Source organism: Bythopirellula sp. (genome assembly GCF_041737835.1).
In the GTDB taxonomy this organism is placed as follows: Bacteria; Planctomycetota; Planctomycetia; order Pirellulales; family Lacipirellulaceae; genus Bythopirellula.
On the sequence record NZ_JBGSQY010000040.1, the window covers coordinates 164,959 to 183,961 of the forward strand.

A 19,003-nucleotide genomic window follows, 5' to 3' on the forward strand; every position below is an offset into this window, starting at 1 on the left:
TTCACAATTCAGACAATCGGCCCCATGTTAAAGCTCCCTTTGATTCTCGCCAGTAGCTCGCCCCAACGAAAGAGCCTGCTTGCCGAGGCAGGTTATGAATTCGAGATTCTTCCGCCCGATGAAGCTGCCGAAGGGGGAATTTGCAGCCAATGCGGTCCCGCGGAGTTGGTGCTCGATCTGTCGGCCCGCAAAGCCGCCGACGTGGTGAGTCAACTACGCGCGGCGGACCGACCACAGGAGCCCACGCTCGTTTTGGCCTGCGACACCGTGGCCGAATGCGAAGGAATGATCTTGGGCAAGCCACGCGACGAGGACCATGCCCGCTCAATCCTCGAGCATCTGCGTGGCAAACGGCATCGTGTGTACAGCGGGCTCTGTCTGTGGGTGCTCGGCGCCACGCAACAAAAGACGGCTCCCCGCACGCGAATTGCGATCACCGAACTCGAGATGGACAACCTGACGGACGAAGATATCGACGAATATCTGGAAAGCGGCCTGTGGCGGGGAAAGGCCGGTGCGTTTGGCTATCAGGATCGCCCCGGTTGGCTAAGCATCGTTCAGGGGAGCGAATCCAATGTGGTTGGCCTCCCCATGGAATTGCTGGCCGAGATGATCGAACAAATCTCGATTGAGCCAAACACGTGAATGCCCCTATAATTCAAGCTGATCGCGGCGTCATGATTGTCGCGACAGCACAACTTGAGCATCCCACGGAACGGTTATGAAACTGCGGGTCGGTGTTGTTGGAATTGGATCCGCGTGGGAGTCGCGGCATTACCCCGCATTGAAAGCCTTGTCGGATCGACTGGAGGTTGTCGCAGTTTGCGATCCGGTGCAGCACCGCGCGGTTCAGGTTGCCAAACAGTTCAACGCGACGGTCTATGATGGCTTCCGCTCGTTAATGGATCGCGACGACATCGACGGGGTAATGTTGCTCTCGGCCCATTTTTACGGACCGACGCCGATTTTTGCTGCCTGTGAGTATGGCAAAGCCGTCTATTGCGCGGCCGCTCTGGAATTGGAAGACGATCAAGCCACCACCCTCCGCGAGCGCGTGCAGGAGTCGGGCATCGCCTTCATGGCGGAGTTCGCCTGTCGGTTGTCGCCAGCCACCTTGCGGCTTAAAGAACTGCTCGCCACGAAGCTGGGCAAGCCCCGACTGTTGTTTTGTAATCGTCGCCGTAGCTCGCCGATCAAGTGCGAAAATGGCGACCGCTGTGCCCGCGATCTGGTGGAGCTGGTCGATTGGTGTCGCTACGTGGTGGAAGGCGATCCGACTTCACTCATTGCCACGGCCCACCGCTCGGCGGAAACACCGTTCAACGATTACTTTGCTGTGAGTTTAGATTTCTCACCGAATGCTGAGTTTGGTCTCGGGCCCGTGGCGATCATCGGTTGCGGCAACTATGTGCCCGAGTCGCTCGAAGAATCACTCGCGTATCGTAGGCCGGCCGATCTCAAAGTGGTGTGCGACAACGGCATAGCGTTTGTCGATCTGCCCAACACCGTGGCGTGGTTTGACAAGGCGGGACAACACATGGAAAAGCTCGACCACGAACGGAACGTCGGCGAGCAATTGCTGATGACTTTTCACCGCGCGGTGTCTAGTCTGGTTCTCAAAACGGCGAGCCTCGACGACGCTCACAAGGCGATCATTATCACGAATCAGGCGAAGGTGAGCTGCAAGACAGGGCAGCGGGTATTTTGTTAAAAAATGGACTCGTATCAGCGATTGCCACCCTCGGCCACGCTTGCGAACAGCTCAACAAACTCCGTCAAACCGCGCTCAACTGCTAAATCAGCTACTGATGGCTCTTTGCTACCAGGCGGAACGCTATGCGGGTTGGCACCCGCTTCGACGAGAAGCTTCGTCATTTGCAAATTGAACGGGGCATGAGTTTTCGGCAAAACGAGCCGTAGCGGCGTGACTCCCTTCGCAACAGCTTGATTGGGGTTCGCACCATGTTTCAGAAGCAGACCACATAATTCGAGCCGAGCCGGATCAGTCACTTCGTAGTCAAACGAACCGCCTGCTAGATCGAAGTTGTTAAAACGCAAAAGCGTTGCCAACGGAGTATCACCTTTCTTGGGACCGTATTCCTCGTTTTTGGATAGCGGTAAGTCGACGGGACTGCCTCCTGCAATCAATAGCGAAACCATCTCCACATCGCGGCAATAGATCGGGAAATGCAATTCGGATCCCTGGAGCGGTGCCCCCGCTTCGATCAATCTTTGCAGAATCTCTGATGCATCAGGATGCTTGTGAGCTTGAGGAGCATAAGACCGTAGGACGGCATGGACCGCTGTTTGCGAATGTCGATTCGTTGCCAATGCGTCGGCACCAGCAGCCAGTAAAAGATGAATCGCCGTGAGGTCGCAACGTTCAGCGGAAATCATCAGGGGAGTGTCGTCAGATTCACCTGAACCAGCCGCTTGCCGTGCATCAACATTCACACTAATGGCCAATAACGCTTCGATAAGTTGGTGATTCTTCCAATCGCAAGCGTCCAAAAGAGGAGTACGGCCAAAAGTTCGCCGATCGGCATCAGCACCATTTGTGATGAGATAAAATGCGAGATCGGTGTAGTTTTGGCTGGCTGCAATCGCGAGAAGCCGCTGCTTGACGCCTCCCACAACGAAAACTTGATCGGGGTCGATCTCGTTCTGCTGGAGCAGAGAAATTATTGCCGTTTCATCTTTGGCAGCTAAGAAGGCCGCGACGCGCGTACCAATTGGTTCTTGATGAGTCATGCCAATAAGATATGTCGGCGCTATTTACAACGACAAGTTGTCGGATCCGGGTCAGCATTCCGGCACGCCAGAGTTCCTTTCGCAAATCAGCCGATGAAGTTCGTTTTTTACGTCTTCTTAATCGAACCTAGATCGTTGCCCGGCAACACTTTCGGTCAATTGACACTTTGCCCGAAATGCCCCTATATTAGTGCTTCGGGTTGAGTACTTTGCCACGACCTTTTCATGCTATAAGACACATGCCGAAAACTGCTAACGACCTTTCGCAATTGGCCATCAACACGATCCGCACCCTTGCGATGGACGGCGTCGAAGCCGCGAAATCGGGGCATCCTGGTACGCCGATGGCGCTCGCGCCGGTGACCTATCAATTGTGGACCGAAGTGCTCAATTATGATCCTTCGTCCCCGGCTTGGCCGAACCGCGATCGCTATGTCCTTTCCTGTGGCCATGCATCGATGTTGATCTATTCGATGCTGCACCTAGCAGGCGTGAAAACGATTAAAGATGGCAAGCTCACTGACGAGCCTTCGGTTTCGCTCGACGATCTCAAGAACTTCCGGCAGTTTGCTAGCGCGACCCCCGGACATCCGGAACATGGCCATACAACGGGTGTCGAAACCACGACCGGCCCGCTGGGGCAAGGTTGCGGCAATAGCGTTGGCATGGCGATCGCCAGCAAATGGCGCGGCGCGCGATACAACAAGCCCGGCTACGAACTGTTCAACTTCAATGTCTACAACCAATGCAGTGACGGCGACCTGATGGAAGGGGTTGCCTGCGAAGCCGCCTCACTTGCGGGCCATTTGAAGCTCGATAATCTCTGTTGGATTTACGACGATAACACGATCACGATCGAAGGCCACACGAATCTGGCCTTTAGCGAAGATGTGGCCACACGTTTCAAGGGGCTTGGCTGGAATGTGATTCGCGTCACCGACGGCAATGATCTCAAATCGCTGGCCAAGGCTTACGAAGCGTTTCTCAAAACGACCGACGCCCCCACGTTGATCATTGTGAAAACGATCATTGGCTACGGTTCGCCCAACAAGGCCAACACCTCGAAGGCTCACGGCGAAGCGTTGGGAGCTGAAGAAATCAAACTCACGAAAGCCGCTTACGGCTGGCCTGAGAATGAATCGTTCCTGGTTCCCCCCGAAGTGCCCGAGCATTTCCAGAACACGCTGGGCGAACGAGGCCGCGACGCTCGCGAAGCTTGGGAAGAGCTTTTCCAGAAATACACGAGCGAGTTTCCTGAACTGGCCGAGCAGATCAACCTGATGCAGATGAATGAACTGCCCAAGGGTTGGGACAAAGAGATCGTCACATTCCCGGCCGATGCCAAGGGAGCTGCCACACGCAACTCAGGTGGCAAGGCTCTCAATGCTTTTGCCAAGAACATTCCATGGCTGGTGGGTGGTTCGGCGGACTTGGCTCCTTCGACGAAAACACTATTGGAATTCGACGGTACCGGCAGTTTCTCCTCGGAAGATTTCGCAGGGCGGAATTTCCATTTTGGCATTCGCGAACATGCGATGGCAGCGGCTGTGAATGGCATGGTACTCAGCGGATTGCGTGCCTATGGTGCAACGTTCTTTGTGTTTAGCGATTACTGTCGGCCTTCGCTCCGTTTGGCCGCGATCATGAATCTGCCGTCGATCTTTGTGTTCACGCACGATTCGATCGGCGTTGGCGAAGATGGGCCCACGCATCAACCGGTGGAACAGCTGGCAGCCATGCGTGCCATTCCTAATTTGCTGTTAATTCGCCCCGGCGATGCTAACGAATCGGTATACGCCTGGAAGGCAGCGCTCGCCAACAACCACCGCCCTTCGGCGATCATTTTGACTCGCCAAAACATGCCGACGCTGGATCGCGAAAAGTATGCCGCGGCGGATGGCGTGATGAAGGGTGGTTACATTCTTTCGGATGCCCCCGGCGGTAAGCCTGATGTGATTCTTATGGGAACCGGCAGCGAGCTATCGATCGCGGTCGCGGCGCAAGAGGAACTGGCCAAGTCCGGCATCAAAGCCCGGGTTGTGAGCTTGCCATGCTTCGAACTGTTCGACGAGCAGCCCCAAAGCTATCAAGACGAAGTCTTGCCACCGACGGTGACCGCTCGCGTTGCAGTCGAAGCCGGCGTGCGACAAGGTTGGGATCGCTATCTGGCGGGTCGTGGTGCCTTCATCGGAATGCACGGTTTTGGTATGTCGGCTCCGTTCGAGCAGATCTACAAAGCCGTGGGAATCACTCCCGAGAAAATGGTCGAAGCCGCGAAGAAGCAACTCGGCAAATAGTCGTGTTGCCAAGGTCCACGGTATCGTGACGATGCCGACAAACATCGGATGTGTCGTGGCGCAGGTGATTTCAATCTCCGGTTTTGCTGATCCGTTCAGCAGTTTGTCGCACTTGTTGGGTGCGGCGATCTTCGCGGTGTTTTCGGTGTTCTTGCTGCGGCGCGGCTGGGGGGATCCGCTGCGCGTGGCCAGTCTCGTGATCTTTTGCTGCGGGACGGTTTTTTTGCTCGTGGTGAGCGGCCTGACGCATCTTACGGGGCCCGGAGCTAGCCACGAATTTTTGCGGCGGCTCGATCACGCGGCAATCTTTTTACTGATCGCGTGCTCGTTCACTCCCATGCACGTGATCCTGTTTCGCGGCCGCGAGCGCTGGTTGGTGCTGGTGATTGTGTGGACCGTTGCCGTGCTTGGTATCACGTTCAAGTCAATCTACTTTGATTCCATCCCGCCGGTTGCCGGCACGGCCATGTACATTGGTATGGGCTGGATTGGACTGATTTCGTGGCGCGATTTGGTGCGGCGCTATGGCTTTGAGTTTGCCCGACCCGTCATGTGGGGCGGGCTGGCCTACACCTTCGGTGCGATTCTCAACAGCATGCAGTGGCCCGTGATCGTGACGGGGGTTATCCAGTCGCACGAAATCTTCCACGTGGCGGTGCTGATCGGGCTGGGCTGCCACTGGGCGTTTGTCTATTCAATCGCCAATCGGCCCTATTTGCCAATCGAAGATGCCGTTTGATTTTTACCACGAATCTTACCAATAGTACGAATTAATTTTGTCTCCGCTTGTGAGACAAAACTCTCTGGGGATAATGTGACGAGTTCGATTTTTTAACCCTTTTGAAAAGTCCGCAACCGATGAAATCCATTCTTTCCAATAAGTCTCGCTTAGTTGTTTTTATCACGCTATGGTTGATGGGAGCGAATACGGTCCGCGCCGTCGACGGGCTTTCCTATTTGCCAGAGGAGGTGCTGAGCTTCGCTATGGTCCGCAACGTCCAGGCGGCCAACGACAAGATTGTGAAATTCGTGGGGGTGTTTCACGATGGCTTGCCTGCCCCACTGGAAATGGTGCAAGCGATGACTGGGCTCTCAGCAGGTCTTAATCTCGAAGGCGATTTGTTGTTTGGTTTGCTGCCATCGAGCGAGCCGGGCGTTCCCGCACCAATGTTTTTGCTGCCCGTGAGTGATTACAACGCCTTCGCCGAGGCGATGAAAGCGGATGCGACGGGCGAAATCTGCCGCATTACCGTGGCCAATCAAGACGTGTTGGTGGCCAAGCGCGCTGATTTCGCGGTGGTCATGAATCTTGAACATCGCGAGTTGATGCAAAAAGTTTTGGCTCAACCCGAGAAAACTCCCGCGGCGGTCGCCGAGTTGACCGAGTGGCTCGCAGTCAATGATATCGCGATCGTGGTTTCGCCAGCGGGGATCGCTTACATCGCGGAACAAAATAAACGCCAGCTGGAAGCCACCGATGCCACGGATGTTCCCGCCCAGCCTTCGGCGATTCCCAACGACATGCTCACTTTAGGCGACGACCTGCCGTTCGCCGAATTCTTCCGTGAGAACATTCAGTCGGCAGCTCTCGGCATGGCGATCGACGAAGAAATCAATGCCCGCGTTCGCTGGCATGTTCAGTTTCAACAGCCCATCGCCGAGGCCAAACTCACGGAGGTCGAGGACGCGGAAAAGCCACTCACGGGTTTTGCCGCAAAGCCGTATGTCGTTGCGGGAGGGGGGCCGGTTCCGCTCGGCACGGGGATATGGCTGCCGGAATTATTCACGAACATCTCCCGCGAGATGGCAACACAGGATGGCCGGGACGATTTCACCGAAGCGGATTGGCAGGAAGTGCAACATTCGTATGAATTGGCCGTCGCTGATTTGCAGAAAGTTTCTTATCTGATCACCAGTGGCAAGGAAGGGGAACCCTTGTTGTCGGTCGTGTTCGCTCGACTGACCGTTGCGGATTCCGCTAAGTATATGCAGTCGCTTAAGGAGTTGTTCGATCTGTCTAACAAGTTGATTCAACGCTCGAAAAGCGATATCAAACTTGTCTATGAAATTGCAGAGACCGAGATTGCCGGCGCGAAAGGGATTGAAGTCACCTGCGATTTGGATGAAGCGGCTGGCGACGGGGACAATATCATCTGGCAATCCATGTTGACGTCGCTTTTGGGTATCGATCATAAATTGTCGCTTTATTTTGTGGCCACGGATGATTCGCACATTTTCTTTGGGATGGAGTCGAGCGAAAAATTGGAGAGCTTTATCGCCGACTTTAAGAAGCAGGACGCCGGCCTCAGTAAAGATCCCCAAGTGCAAACGACGCTCAAGCTCACCGACCTCGAGGCCGACTGGGTGGGACTATTGAATCCTGAAGGTTTAATGACACTCGTAAAGAATGCCTTGAAATCGATGATGCTTTTGGGCTCGTTTCCCGAGTTGCCGGAATACCCAAGCGCACCACCATTGGCCCTCACGATGAACGCCGGCGATGTGGCCTGGTCAGGGGAAATCGTTTTGCCCGTGGAGGCCTCGAAGGCGATGTCGAAGTTCACCAAGGAAGTGGAACAGATGTTCGCTCACTGAGCCACGATAACTTGCTCGCCACGCACAAACACATGCGTGGGCTGTTCGGAGCCGTGCAATATCGAGCTAAACGGACCATTGCTGCCGGGGCAGGGGATCGCAACGAGATCGGCCAATTTGCCGGGTTCTAGTGTTCCAATGTCTTGACTCAAACCTAAGGATTCAGCGCCCCACAGCGTTCCCATTTGCAGAATTGTTTCGGGGGTAAGATTCGGGAATTGCTTCGCTACAAAACGCATTTCGCTGAGCAAATTCAAATCGGGATTTGATGCGCGGCTGTCTGTTCCTAAAGCCACACGCACGCCAGCGTCCAGCATTTGCTGAAGAGGGTATTCACTATGCCCAAAGAAAGCATGCGTTCGCGGGCAATAGACAACGGACACCGTTTCGCGATTCTCACCCAGGAAAGCAATTTCCTCGAACGAAAGATAGTTGCCGTGAATCACGAGCGACCTTGGCGATTGTGACATCACACGCAAGTAATCGAGGGGCTTGCTGCCAAGTGGGATCGCCTGAGGGTCCCACATGCTGCGGTCGGCGAGCAATTGTTGAAACGGGCCGGTGTTATCCCTCAGGAGTTCAAGCTCTTCGAGAGATTCAGCCAAATGCATCGCCACCGGCAAGTTTCGACTAGCAGCGCTGTCGATCAGTCGTTGCAACAACTCGGGATGCACCGTGTAAGGAGCATGCGGGCTAATACCGACGTTGAGATGCTTTTCCAGCGCCGCATCGAGCCGATCTTCCAAATCTCCGTGCACGGAGTCACAGCGTGCTGCGGAGAAGCCAATCACTTCCTGAAATGCCAACAGCTGTGAGCCAGAAAATTCGCTGTAAGCGGAAGCCGAAGTCGTTGAAATTTCGCCGAGTGTCGTCACTCCCGCGCGAAGCGATTCATTCAATCCTAGCGAGATTGCCGCGGCGGGATCGCGATCAGCCCGATGCCGCGTGCCGATCACCTGGCGAATCCATTCGGGCAGTGCCATGCCCGCTCGGCCGAGCGGTTTCTGGCAATCGCTAAACTCCAAATGTGTGTGGGCATTCACCAGTCCCGGCATGAGGACCACGTCGCCCAGATCGATCTCCTGGCCATGGAAAGCTGGACCGACCGCGACGATTCGCTCTCCCTCGATCGAGATAACGCCGTTAGCAATCGGCGGAGAAGCAACGGGAACAACCCAACGGGCGCGGAGAGAAATTTGTGTCATGACGGCCTAAAGCATGTGCTCAAAATGTGTAGCACTTATTCTGGCCTTGCCCACAGAATTGCTCAAGCACCGGCGAATTGCTGGTGATCGAGCGCTTCTTGCAACTTTTCTTCCTGTGTGCGGCGATACGGCAGGCGATGCAGCCACCACAGGACCAATGCCGCGGCGAACAAGCAAGCGATCATAAAGCCGGGTTGGAATATTCCTTCGCCGTCAGTGCGCACGACATACTCCAGTAGGGGGTAGTCGTCGACGATTTTCTCAAACTGCGGGGCAATCTTCGCTAACACCAGCGTCAGGCTGTTGAAGATCGCATGAAATAGCATGCAGGGGATGAGGCTGCTGGTTTGTACCGCAATGAAGCCGAGCACAAGTCCCACCGCTGCCGCAGAGATCTTTTGCTGCAAGATAAAGTGAGCCATGCCAAACGCGATGGCCGAAATGCTGATTGCCCACCACTTGTGGCCGAGATGCCGCAGGCCGGAGAGGACAAAACCACGGAAGGCGATCTCTTCGCAGACGGCCGGCAAAAGTCCGATCAACACAAACGGCAGCCACCAATTCGGCGCGTCGCCAAGTGTTTTCTCGAGGGCCATGATTTGTTGCTGAACTTCCGTCGAAAACGGATAAAGTTGCTGCACCCATTGGCTCACTTGATGCCCCAATGGAAAGACAAGTAAAGCCAAAAGTGCAGCCGCAACGACATGCGAAAACCGCGGCAACTTGTCGAGCAGCAGCGTTCGCGCTGGGCGGCGCGTAAACAACAGCGTCATCAATCCCACGGGTAGCGCGATGCAGACCACCTGACTGATGAACAACATTTGGGCAAGCGAAAGAAAATCGCTTCCCATCCCCGCTTTGGCCGAGAGCGACAGATTCACAAAGAACTGCACGATCAGCACGACGGCGATGCAGAGCAAACCTTGCGCAAGCGTCGGCGTGTCGGCACGGTCACGGAATACATGGGTGATCCAACGCCCCAAGTCGAGCCGTTCGCTTTCGCGGAATAGCACGGATTCTCGATTGAATTGATCTTCGGCCCAACGAATGGCCAGCAAACAGCACCCGAGCGTCACTCCCACGACAGGAACCAAGTAACGCACGACTTCCCAATATTGCCCTTCGATCACGGCGCGTAGTACAAGCACGACGCCAGTGACAGGTATTAAACTGTTGCCAAGATTGAGCTCAACACCAGGTGAGAGCGGCAGCATCATCAACGGCATGATCACCAAAAGCAGGGGCATCAAATAGTACTGGCCCTCCTTGGTGCTGCGAGCAAACGCCGCGCAGGCGAGGCACATCGCACTAAAGAACGCCGCAATCGGTAGTAGCGCGATCACCAACCAAATCACGGAAACGAGCGGCGGCAGGGCCAAACTTTTAGCTCCTGGTAGGCTCGCAATTTCTTGGAATTGTCCCAGAATAAATTTCGCCGTCAGCCCCATGCTGCTCAGGTTCAATAGGGCGGTCACAATACTGAACGTCATGATCGTGAGCAGCTTGCCCCACACGATTTCGCGACGTTCGGCAGGACTCACAAGCAAAGTTTCTAGCGTGCCGCGTTCTTTTTCACCGGCGCAAAGGTCAATAGCCGGATAAAACGCGCCGGTCAGAGCCCAAATGAATAAGATAAATGGCAGGATTTTCGACCAGATGGCCGCCGAGCGTTGCTGCTCACGAGCGACATCTTGCTGTCGCACTTGAAAAGGATTCGTGGCATCGAGCGGCACATGGCTGTCACGGAGATTGGTTTGAGTCACCGCCACGCGCCAATCTCGCATCACGGCATCGACCCGCAATTGGGCAATCCGTGATTTTTCATTTGCTGAATTGTAGAAGATCTCCGGTTCGGGCACCTTGGCCTCGTCGGCGACCTCGTCGTTGGCACTGCGATTCATTAGCGAGGATCGCACTTCTTCAAGCCGTTCACTAAATCCCGGCGGAAAATAGAGTACAACTTGAACATTACCCTGCTCAATGGCCTGCCGAGAAGCATCTAGCAAGCGTTTGCCCTGTGGAATTTCATCGTCTTTCCACAATTCGTCAGGACGAATGACCTGCAAACTCTTACTGTCGTCGACACTCACGAACCAACTGCTCACAAAGCGATCTTCGTGTAACAGATCGGGTAGCCAAGGGCTGTCCGCAAGCTGTTCTTCCCCTAGCACCAGAACCTTCGAGGCATTGTTTCGCAAAAACTGCGAAAGCTGAAAGAAGCTCATCCCCAACAGCGGGTAGAGCAACAATGGCAGCACGGCAATCAAGAACAACGTCCGCCGGTCGCGGAGTTGGTCCCGCATCTCGCGGGCATACACCAATTTGACGTTGTGCAGATTCATGCGGAATTATTTGGCCTCGACCAGCGCGGCCTCTTCGGCGCGAATGAGTTCGAAAAACGCATCTTCCAAGTCACCGCCGCCATGTTGGTTGCGCATGTTGTCGACCGTGTCCTCGGCGAGAATCTTTCCTCGATGCATCACGGCTACGCGGTCGCAAAGCCGTTCGGCTTCGCGCATGATGTGCGTGGAAAAGACAATACACTTTCCTTCGTCACGCAGCTCAGCAACGATGTCCAGCAGCGCGCGAGCCACGAGGACGTCGAGCCCACTCGTGGCTTCGTCGAAGATCAACACGGGGGGATCATGGACAATCGCCCGGGCAATCGAAACTTTCTGCTTCATGCCGGTCGACATTTTCGCGCCCAATAGGTCGCGGATATTTTGCATTTGCAGGCGCTCGAACAAATCCTCCATCCGATCATGGAGTTGTTGTTCTGCCATCCCGTACAGTCGACCATAGTATTCAACCATTTCCCAGGCGGTCATGCGATCGTAAACCGCGGTGTTGGCCGACATAAAGCCGATATGGTGCCGCACGAGCGAGGGCTGCGTGACGCAGTCAAAACCATTGATGCTGGCTGTGCCACTCGTGGGTTGCAGCACCGTGCTTAAGATTCGCAGAGCCGTCGTTTTGCCCGCACCGTTGGGTCCGAGCAGACCGAACACTTCACCAGCACTGGCTGAAAAGCTCAAACCGTCGAGCGCGATAAAATCGCCACGGCGCAAGTCGGTATAAGACTTTGTCAACGAACGAGCTTCGACAACGGTGCCTGACAACGACATGGTGTCCTAACGAATGCTGCAAAGAAAACGCCACCGCCTCAAACTGGCCAATTATGGCGTCCGCCGACGAGTGCGAAAGAATCTGTTCCTGTTTGAAGGATAACAGAAACCGCCCGAATTGCGAAGCAAGTTCTTGGCCCGATTCAGTTTACGATGGGCAGGCTGCGAAGGTTCGCACCACCAGGCCGCACAATCGATTCGACCGGACGGTCGATCAGCTCGTAAAAGACATTCCGCTGCCGGGGCTCGTAACCGAGTTCCGCGATGGCCCCGCGAATTTCATCGAGTGTTAGGTGATGAACGGTCCCCGCCTCGGCGACAACGTTTTCCTCGATCATGAGACTGCCCATGTCGTTCGCACCATAAACCAACGCCATCTGGCCAATCTTGAGTCCTTGCGTGACCCAGCTCGATTGAATGTTGGCGAAGTTATCGAGATACAACCGCGCGACCGCATTGGTTTTCAAATATTCAAACGAACCCGCAGGAGGGACGTTCGACATCTCGGTGTGATCGGGCTGAAAGGTCCAACAAATGAATGCCGTGAAGCCGCCGGTTTCATCTTGGAGTTCACGCAAGCGATCCAAATGCTCGACGCGTTCAGCCAGCGTTTCGACATGGCCAAACATCATGGTCGCCGTGCTGCGGCCACCCATTTCGTGCCAAATACGATTCACGTTGAGCCAATCGTCGGTCAGCACTTTGCCGCGGGTGATCGCATGCCGCACACGGTCGACCAGGATTTCCGCGCCACCGCCGGGGAGGCTCCCTAATCCCGCGGCTTTGAGACGCTCTAGCACTTCGCGAGTGGGCAGTTTGCAAACTTTGGTGAAGTGATAAATTTCCGGTGGGCTAAAACCGTGGATGTTCACTTGAGGAAACTCGCGTTTGATGTCGCGGAGCATTTCCTCATACCACTCGAGCTTGTATTCGGGGTGCAGGCCCCCTTGCAGCAGTATTTGATCGCCGCCGATTTCGACCGTTTCTTGAATCTTTTGTAACAGCTGGCCGCGGTCGAGCGTGTAACCTTCATTCGATTTGGGCGTGCGATAGAACGCGCAAAAATCACAAACTGCCGTACAGACATTTGTGTAGTTGATGTTGCGATCGATGTTGTAGGTGCGGTAGCTCTCCGGGTGCAGCCGGCGCGTGACTTCATCCGCCGCACGACCGAGTGACGCCAAATCGTGGGATTCCAACAAGCGCAGTGCTTCGTCGGCTGTGATCCGTTCACCGGCCACGGCTTTGTCGAGAATGTAAGGGATCGAAGGTTGAGCAATCATCGCCGCACAACTCCTTCGCAATTGTGAGAAATTAATCCGAGAGCCAACGCCTTTTCGCGGAATAATTCCAACCCGCGGCGTTCTCGGCCACCAAGTTCAAAATGCAAATTCCGCGACAGATATTCGAATACTAAATCATAAGGAAGCTGCATCGCAACCGCCTGCTCGCGGGCGATTTCCGCCAGATTCTCGCAGCCACGATCTCGTGCGGCTGTGAACGCTTTTTCCGCGGCAGCCGTGTCGATGCCTGGCCGCGCGACCCACATGGCAAACACGAACGGAAGTTCCGCCCAACGGCACCAACGGTCGCCGAGATCCCAAACTTCAATAAACTCGTCGTCGGGCGAGCGAATCGCTCGATCACCAATCACGAGGACGGCATCGGTATCAGTTTGCGTAGCTTCATGCCCCAACGGCAAGTTGGAAAGTCGTGGTTTTACGCCGGCAAGTTCGCGTAACAAAATTTGCGACAGCACGGCACTCGTGCGTGAGCCTTCATCGAGAGCCAAAGTGCGAACCTGTTTGGGAGGCACGCGAAACAAAAGTTTTACGCTCAGCACGGGGCCGCGGCATGCGATGCAGGCATCGGAAACAATCGTCCAATCGGGATGGGCGAGCATTTCCGCCGAAGGAACCAGCGCGATATCGAGTTCTCCCGCGGCAAGCGCATCGGCCAAGCGGCTCGGATAATCGAACACAAGCTCGGCGTCGGGAAGCATTTCCGCGAGGCCATAAACCAACGGCTTGGTGTTGAGATAGGTGACCGCACCGATGCGAAGTTCAGAATTGTCGTGCGAGGTATTCATGGGATATTCGTGGAAAGCGGGCCGATGCAGCGATTATAGAGGGCCTGTGGAGGGCCGACTAGGCGGACTGCATCGGCGGCTTTTGTGGTCGCTTCCCACGAGGTTACCCGCAATAAGAGTGTTGCAATTAACTCAGCGCAAAATGTCGAAACTAGGTTCCGTTCGATGTTAATCGCAAACCATAGTGCCACGGCGGTAAATCAAGTACCGGCCCCGCTGACAAACCTGCTTCCGTGGCCCAGGCGACGATTTGTTCGGGACGCGGTCGCATATCGAGAGTCGGTCCACGGGGCGTTTCACCGTAGCGCCAGTGAACTACAAGAACCGCTTCCGCAGCATTGGCGGCATGACGCAAAAGCTCAACGGGCTGTTCGCAATGCAAAATGTTGAATAGAAGCGCCGCATCGGCGTGTCTTCCAAAGCCGTGCTCCATCACGTCGCGGTATTCACACACGATCGGCATGTCGGCGGCACGTTGCCTCGTCCGTTCGAGCATGGCTAAGTCGACATCAAAAGTATAAAGCGTTCCCGTGATCACCTGCGCGATGGGGATGCTGAACGTGCCATATCCACAGCCAAGTTCGACGACATCCTGCAAGCGACTATCGATTTCGAGTTGGACGAGAATTCTAGGAACATCGAATAATGATTCCCAGTAGACTTCGTCGGGCATGCCACTATCGCGGACTTTCATCGTGCTTCTTAAAACCCGCCTCGATTAATTCTTTGTATCCCGGCTTAAGCACGCGGACCTTGTAGCCTTGCTCTTCGAGGATTTCGCCCGCGGCTTCAGCCCGCATGCCGATAACGCAATGCGTGTACAAGATTCGATCCTTGGGAAGAATCTTCGCGACTTTCTCGGCGGGCAATTCTTCTAAGGTATTGATCGGCAGAAAAATTGCCCCTGCGACGTGGCCTTTGTCCCATTCATCCTTAGAGCGCACGTCGACGAGCACCGCCTTCTTCTTGGTGATATTTTCTTTGACTCGCGCGAGCGAATCGTCGGTGAACTCAATCGCGGTCGTGGCCATGCCAATGGCAATCGCTAGCAGAATACTGATCATGGCTTCCTCCTTAGTTGTTTCGCAATTGTATGGCGACTCGCCCGGATGGCAACGGCAAGATTTACACCTCCAATTCCCGAAACGCCTTCAAACCGCTGCGTAAGGGAATGATCGTGACGATCGCTGCGAGGATAATCACTCCTGCGAGTCCTAGACCGACCCATAGTTGCAAATTGCCGGGATGACCGATTTGTGATTGCAGATCGGCATCGCTGGTGAGCAGATAAAAATGGCAGGGGAGGGCGGTCATTAACACGACCAGCAGAATATAAATCGCGCTTAGTACCAAATTGAGCGTCCCGCCAAAGCCTGCCGCGATTTTCGAGGGCGATTGCTCGTGGAAGTCCGGCATGATTGCCCCCAATCCCACGGCCATACCTGACAGACCAATGCACAAGAGCACGCTGATAAATTGATGCACCAGCGTGACCAGCAACGACACGTCGAGCAATATATCGCTGGCCAGCACCAGGGCAGCACATGGGAACCACGATCCGCACGCCGCGAAGACAAACTTTCCCCATAGAATCGTGTCACGTTTGATCGGCAAGCGTCCCAGAATCCAAAACCGTCGTCCTTCAAGACTGATCAGCGGGTAGATAAATCGCGTGGTGAACGTCGAAAGAATCAGCCCCACCACGGCCAGATTCAAGAAGCTGACGATATTGACCCAGGTCATGATGCTCAGATCGGCACGGTGTTGCCGGAAGCGGTCGATATTAGCGAAGTACAACATCAACAGGCCAAAGAAGATAATGAACTGCGACCATTGCACGGGGTCGCGGCGAAACAGGCGGATGTCTTTGATGATCAACAGCTGCGTTTCGCGTGGCAGAAAGAACATTAGCTTTTCAAAAATGCGATCGATCCAAACCATGCCGGCGTGGGCTTCTCGAGCCTGACGGGAATTCAAACCGTAATAGCTATCGCGAAAGACAAGCCCGCCGATCCACAATAGCACCAAATGAAAGAACAGCGCGTTCGACACGAGCACGACGAGATACTTACCGCTATCCAACCAGGGGAGATCGTTGTAATCATCGCTTTGCCGACGAGCGGCATCCAGCAGCCCGTTACTCAGCCACGTGCTGGGCAGCCATTCCCCGCGAGTGAATTCAAACCGCTGGAAGGTTTGCTTGAACCACGCCGTGCCCAAAAGATCGGCGTTATCGATATCCAGCGTGTGCCAAATGGAACTGTAGGCGATAGCCACGACCACGAGCGCGATCGCGCCGACGATTATCCGTCGTAGATGCGGCACGCGGCTGATGAGAATCAGACAGGCAATAGCTCCGATCGAGCAAGGAATGTATGCGAACGAAATCATCAGCGCCGGCAAATATGCGTAATAATACCATGGAGCTTTCACGACCAAACCGTAGGCGACCATCATTGGGCTGGCCAGCAGGAAGAAGCCCCAACTGCTGAAAAACAGGGCTTCTTGAAAGCGATAGTAAACAAGCCGCGAATCGCGCACGGGTAGCGTCATCAACAATGAAGTTTCATTCGACGCATAAAGCCCACCGTACAGAATGATGCCGGCGGAAAATATCAGCATCACTTGCAGCGACATGAAGAACAGCGTGAAGACAAACTGCACGGTTTGCGCGTGATAGGTCGCCCCCGGCGGGCCGACATTGGACACCACAAACGAAAAGCCCATGTAAAAGAGCGCGAACAAGCCGGCCCAGAAAAAGATGCTCAGCGAGATCACCAAGCTGGTCCGCATTCGCGAATGGGTGAACAGATGCTTGAGCTGGCTACGCGATTCGCGCAAGCGCAGTTTCCAAAACAGCCGCCCTTCGCGTTCGTGCGTCGGCAGCCGCTCGACGTCGGCCAGATAATCGGGCTGAAAAGGAACGTCTGCCGTAGCCATCGCTGTGCTTAATCCTTTGTCAGCGCCAAATAGAGCGATTCCAGATGGCCGTCGGTTTCGGGGATACGCTGTCGCAATTCCGCCATCGGTCCACTGAACACCAGCTGGCTGGCCTTCATTACAGCTACGCGGTCGCAAATTTCCTCGGCGATCTGCAACGTATGAGTCGACATCAACACCGTGCGGCCGCTGTCGGCATAAGCGCGCAACAGATCTTTCACCAACCGAATGCTCTGCGGATCGAGGCCCACCATCGGTTCGTCGACGACCAGCACTTCGGGCTGATGAATCAATGCCGCGGCAAACACCGTGCGTTGCCGCATACCGTGGGAATAACTTTCGGTGAGCCGATTGAGAAACGGCCCGAGTTGAAAGCGTTCGGCTTCGCGATCGACCGCATTACGAACTTCCGTGGCGGAGAGGCCATAGAGTTCCGCGACGAATTCCAGGAATTCCCGCCCGGAAAGTTTTTCGTACAAATAAGGCTGATCGGGGACATAGCCGATGAGTCGGCTTGCTTCGCGAGGATTTTCGCTGACAACATATGGCCCGACGCGAACCTGCCCCTCGCTCGGCTTGAGTAGTCCTACGAGCATTTTGATCGAGGTGGTCTTTCCCGCACCGTTGTGACCCAACAGGGCTAGCAATTCCCCTTTGCCCAGCGTCAGATTCAAGCGATCAACGGCAACCCGATTGCCATAGGCGCGGGTGACGTCTTCGAAGCTGATCATGGGAGGAAGCGGCTCTGACACACTCACGATTATTATCGCCCGAGCAGTTCTGCTCAAGGATTCGTGGTGGCCGGGGAAAAGGGCGATCCCCCGTTGAGCATGTCGACCAAGGGAGTGGGAGACAAACGCTCCACTTTTTGATGCTTCGAGAACACAACCGGTTCCAGATCAACGATTTGGTCGAATAGTTCTTGACCAATCGCCGCGGATTGCTTGTCAGAAAGGCGATTGAAACGGAGGCGGGCAGTTCCCAAGAACACGTCGCGACGCAGCACGGTCCCTTCGGGCTCGACCCAAGAAACTGCCTGTAATCGCGCCTTGTCGGAAATGCCCGAGCCGATAATGCCGTGGTATTCCACCTTCAGCACACGACGGGACTCCTCTCCAAATTCAATCTGCTCTTCGCCGACCACTTCGGCATGGATCAATTCAGTCGGTTCACCGGGTGCGCGGAACGGGCTGTAGACTTCTTCCTGCCAATGGCGGCCGACATACATATAAGGAAGTCGGGCATCGGGAAACAACATTTCGTTGAGCGACTTGCTATCGGGCATGTAAATCGGCACTTCGTAAGGAAGCTGGCCCGAAATCACGTTGAGCCGCAAATAGGAATCTTTCACACGGCCCGAGAGCCGCAACACTGAAGGCATTTCGTTAAGCATCACCTTGCTATCAAAAGAAGCAAAGTTCCCGAGCGAATCGAATTCAACCCGCGAGATCACATCGAAAGACATTTCACCCAGGCTGGGCACGGCCATGCGCATCCAAGCGGGAGCGAGATCGATAATCGGCATCTCTTTGAGAGATATGCGGTTGTGTAGCTCGACGCTACCACCCGCCCCCGGTACGCGGACGCTGGCCGCTTTGCCGACATTCTTGCCTTCCCATTCGACATTCCACGCCACGGCTTGGCCGTTTTCGTAGGTTTCGATAGCAGGAGGTTGCCCATCTTGAAAGGTGGGTAGAATGCGATCCGTGAATAGCCAAGTCATGCTGCATAACCACAGCACAACCACAGCTAACACAAAAATCTTATTGGCCATGGGCGCGGCTCCAGGGTAAGGAAAGCCCAGTAGTTTGTTCCAAACTCAACACAACCTACACAACTCTAGGTCTGGCTGGCTCGGAAATTGGTTCACGATGGCCCGGGTCGAGCGGGGCAGCGCCACTTCTATTCCTGATCCGGCTTGCATTCTATCCGACTTCTCACGTAATTGCGACAGAATATCGCAAATTTACAAAACACAGTGAACAACTGTGAATTTTCTGC

General features: G+C 54.9%; 16 protein-coding genes. 5 read left to right on the forward strand and 11 right to left on the reverse strand.

The features are described from left to right. Positions 1-24: 24 nt before the first annotated feature. Together AC6T8Q_RS12265 and AC6T8Q_RS12270 are read left to right on the forward strand one after the other, a co-directional pair. Positions 25-645: a Maf family protein gene (locus tag AC6T8Q_RS12265; RefSeq protein WP_500679352.1), complete on the forward strand. Its 621-nt coding sequence runs from the start codon at positions 25-27 to the stop codon at positions 643-645. A gap of 76 nt (positions 646-721) precedes the next feature. Continuing rightward, entirely contained in the window at positions 722-1,711 is a 990-nt protein-coding gene (locus AC6T8Q_RS12270; protein ID WP_500679353.1) for a Gfo/Idh/MocA family protein, read from the forward strand. 14 nt (positions 1,712-1,725) lie between these two features. On the opposite strand, the gene AC6T8Q_RS12275 is transcribed toward AC6T8Q_RS12270, so the two are convergent. Continuing rightward, positions 1,726-2,751: an ankyrin repeat domain-containing protein gene (locus AC6T8Q_RS12275; protein WP_500679354.1), complete on the reverse strand. Its 1,026-nt coding sequence runs from the start codon at positions 2,749-2,751 to the stop codon at positions 1,726-1,728. A 239-nt stretch (positions 2,752-2,990) separates the two neighbouring features. On the opposite strand from AC6T8Q_RS12275, the gene tkt reads away from it, so the two are divergent. From tkt to AC6T8Q_RS12290, 3 genes are all read left to right on the forward strand, one after another. Then, positions 2,991-5,048, forward strand: coding sequence for a transketolase (gene tkt / locus AC6T8Q_RS12280; protein ID WP_500679355.1), 2,058 nt, complete (start codon positions 2,991-2,993; stop codon positions 5,046-5,048). Between the two features lie 31 nt (positions 5,049-5,079). Beyond that, positions 5,080-5,787 carry a PAQR family membrane homeostasis protein TrhA gene (gene trhA / locus AC6T8Q_RS12285; RefSeq protein WP_500679356.1) on the forward strand — a complete coding sequence of 236 codons (708 nt, stop codon included), beginning with the start codon at positions 5,080-5,082 and terminating at the stop codon, positions 5,785-5,787. A gap of 119 nt (positions 5,788-5,906) precedes the next feature. Further along, a complete protein-coding gene (locus tag AC6T8Q_RS12290) occupies positions 5,907-7,643 on the forward strand; it encodes a hypothetical protein (protein ID WP_500679357.1) in 1,737 nt (578 codons plus the stop codon). On the opposite strand, the gene AC6T8Q_RS12295 is transcribed toward AC6T8Q_RS12290, so the two are convergent. The 10 genes from AC6T8Q_RS12295 to AC6T8Q_RS12340 form a co-directional block, all read right to left on the reverse strand. After that, positions 7,637-8,848, reverse strand: a complete 1,212-nt coding sequence (locus tag AC6T8Q_RS12295) for an amidohydrolase family protein (protein WP_500679358.1) — start codon at positions 8,846-8,848, stop codon at positions 7,637-7,639. The genes AC6T8Q_RS12290 and AC6T8Q_RS12295 overlap by 7 nt on opposite strands. Before the next feature lie 62 nt (positions 8,849-8,910). Continuing rightward, on the reverse strand, positions 8,911-11,190 hold the full coding sequence (locus tag AC6T8Q_RS12300) for an ABC transporter permease subunit/CPBP intramembrane protease (protein WP_500679359.1): 2,280 nt from the start codon (positions 11,188-11,190) through the stop codon (positions 8,911-8,913). A gap of 6 nt (positions 11,191-11,196) precedes the next feature. Then, positions 11,197-11,973, reverse strand: coding sequence for an ABC transporter ATP-binding protein (locus AC6T8Q_RS12305; protein WP_500679360.1), 777 nt, complete (start codon positions 11,971-11,973; stop codon positions 11,197-11,199). A gap of 143 nt (positions 11,974-12,116) precedes the next feature. Further along, complete coding sequence (gene mqnC / locus AC6T8Q_RS12310; protein WP_500679361.1) at positions 12,117-13,256, reverse strand: cyclic dehypoxanthinyl futalosine synthase; 1,140 nt, start codon at positions 13,254-13,256, stop codon at positions 12,117-12,119. Further along, the gene (locus AC6T8Q_RS12315) at positions 13,253-14,062 is read right to left on the reverse strand and encodes a menaquinone biosynthetic enzyme MqnA/MqnD family protein (protein ID WP_500679362.1); all 810 of its coding nucleotides are present in this window, start codon (positions 14,060-14,062) and stop codon (positions 13,253-13,255) included. Before AC6T8Q_RS12315 ends, mqnC begins: the two co-directional genes overlap by 4 nt. A gap of 151 nt (positions 14,063-14,213) precedes the next feature. Continuing rightward, entirely contained in the window at positions 14,214-14,756 is a 543-nt protein-coding gene (locus tag AC6T8Q_RS12320) for a methyltransferase domain-containing protein (RefSeq protein WP_500679363.1), read from the reverse strand. Continuing rightward, entirely contained in the window at positions 14,740-15,126 is a 387-nt protein-coding gene (locus AC6T8Q_RS12325; protein WP_500679364.1) for a rhodanese-like domain-containing protein, read from the reverse strand. The genes AC6T8Q_RS12320 and AC6T8Q_RS12325 overlap by 17 nt, the downstream gene beginning before the upstream one ends. Before the next feature lie 61 nt (positions 15,127-15,187). Then, complete coding sequence (locus tag AC6T8Q_RS12330) at positions 15,188-17,002, reverse strand: putative ABC transporter permease subunit (protein WP_500679365.1); 1,815 nt, start codon at positions 17,000-17,002, stop codon at positions 15,188-15,190. 8 nt (positions 17,003-17,010) lie between these two features. After that, on the reverse strand, positions 17,011-17,733 hold the full coding sequence (locus AC6T8Q_RS12335) for an ABC transporter ATP-binding protein (RefSeq protein WP_496922947.1): 723 nt from the start codon (positions 17,731-17,733) through the stop codon (positions 17,011-17,013). A 53-nt stretch (positions 17,734-17,786) separates the two neighbouring features. Then, positions 17,787-18,776 (reverse strand): hypothetical protein, encoded by a 990-nt coding sequence (locus tag AC6T8Q_RS12340; RefSeq protein ID WP_500679366.1) that lies wholly within the window; start codon positions 18,774-18,776, stop codon positions 17,787-17,789. Between the last annotated feature and the right edge of the window lie 227 nt (positions 18,777-19,003).

Excerpts from the sequence above, each read along its gene's own strand:
- AC6T8Q_RS12265 (WP_500679352.1), top strand. The coding sequence starts at position 25 with ATGTTAAAGCTCCCTTTGATTCTCGCCAGTAGCTCGCCCCAACGAAAG.
- AC6T8Q_RS12270 (WP_500679353.1), top strand. The coding sequence starts at position 722 with ATGAAACTGCGGGTCGGTGTTGTTGGAATTGGATCCGCGTGGGAGTCG.
- AC6T8Q_RS12275 (WP_500679354.1), bottom strand. The coding sequence starts at position 2,751 with ATGACTCATCAAGAACCAATTGGTACGCGCGTCGCGGCCTTCTTAGCT.
- tkt (WP_500679355.1), top strand. The coding sequence starts at position 2,991 with ATGCCGAAAACTGCTAACGACCTTTCGCAATTGGCCATCAACACGATC.
- trhA (WP_500679356.1), top strand. The coding sequence starts at position 5,080 with ATGCCGACAAACATCGGATGTGTCGTGGCGCAGGTGATTTCAATCTCC.
- AC6T8Q_RS12290 (WP_500679357.1), top strand. The coding sequence starts at position 5,907 with ATGAAATCCATTCTTTCCAATAAGTCTCGCTTAGTTGTTTTTATCACG.
- AC6T8Q_RS12295 (WP_500679358.1), bottom strand. The coding sequence starts at position 8,848 with ATGACACAAATTTCTCTCCGCGCCCGTTGGGTTGTTCCCGTTGCTTCT.
- AC6T8Q_RS12300 (WP_500679359.1), bottom strand. The coding sequence starts at position 11,190 with ATGAATCTGCACAACGTCAAATTGGTGTATGCCCGCGAGATGCGGGAC.
- AC6T8Q_RS12305 (WP_500679360.1), bottom strand. The coding sequence starts at position 11,973 with ATGTCGTTGTCAGGCACCGTTGTCGAAGCTCGTTCGTTGACAAAGTCT.
- mqnC (WP_500679361.1), bottom strand. The coding sequence starts at position 13,256 with ATGATTGCTCAACCTTCGATCCCTTACATTCTCGACAAAGCCGTGGCC.
- AC6T8Q_RS12315 (WP_500679362.1), bottom strand. The coding sequence starts at position 14,062 with ATGAATACCTCGCACGACAATTCTGAACTTCGCATCGGTGCGGTCACC.
- AC6T8Q_RS12320 (WP_500679363.1), bottom strand. The coding sequence starts at position 14,756 with ATGAAAGTCCGCGATAGTGGCATGCCCGACGAAGTCTACTGGGAATCA.
- AC6T8Q_RS12325 (WP_500679364.1), bottom strand. The coding sequence starts at position 15,126 with ATGATCAGTATTCTGCTAGCGATTGCCATTGGCATGGCCACGACCGCG.
- AC6T8Q_RS12330 (WP_500679365.1), bottom strand. The coding sequence starts at position 17,002 with ATGGCTACGGCAGACGTTCCTTTTCAGCCCGATTATCTGGCCGACGTC.
- AC6T8Q_RS12335 (WP_496922947.1), bottom strand. The coding sequence starts at position 17,733 with ATGATCAGCTTCGAAGACGTCACCCGCGCCTATGGCAATCGGGTTGCC.
- AC6T8Q_RS12340 (WP_500679366.1), bottom strand. The coding sequence starts at position 18,776 with ATGGCCAATAAGATTTTTGTGTTAGCTGTGGTTGTGCTGTGGTTATGC.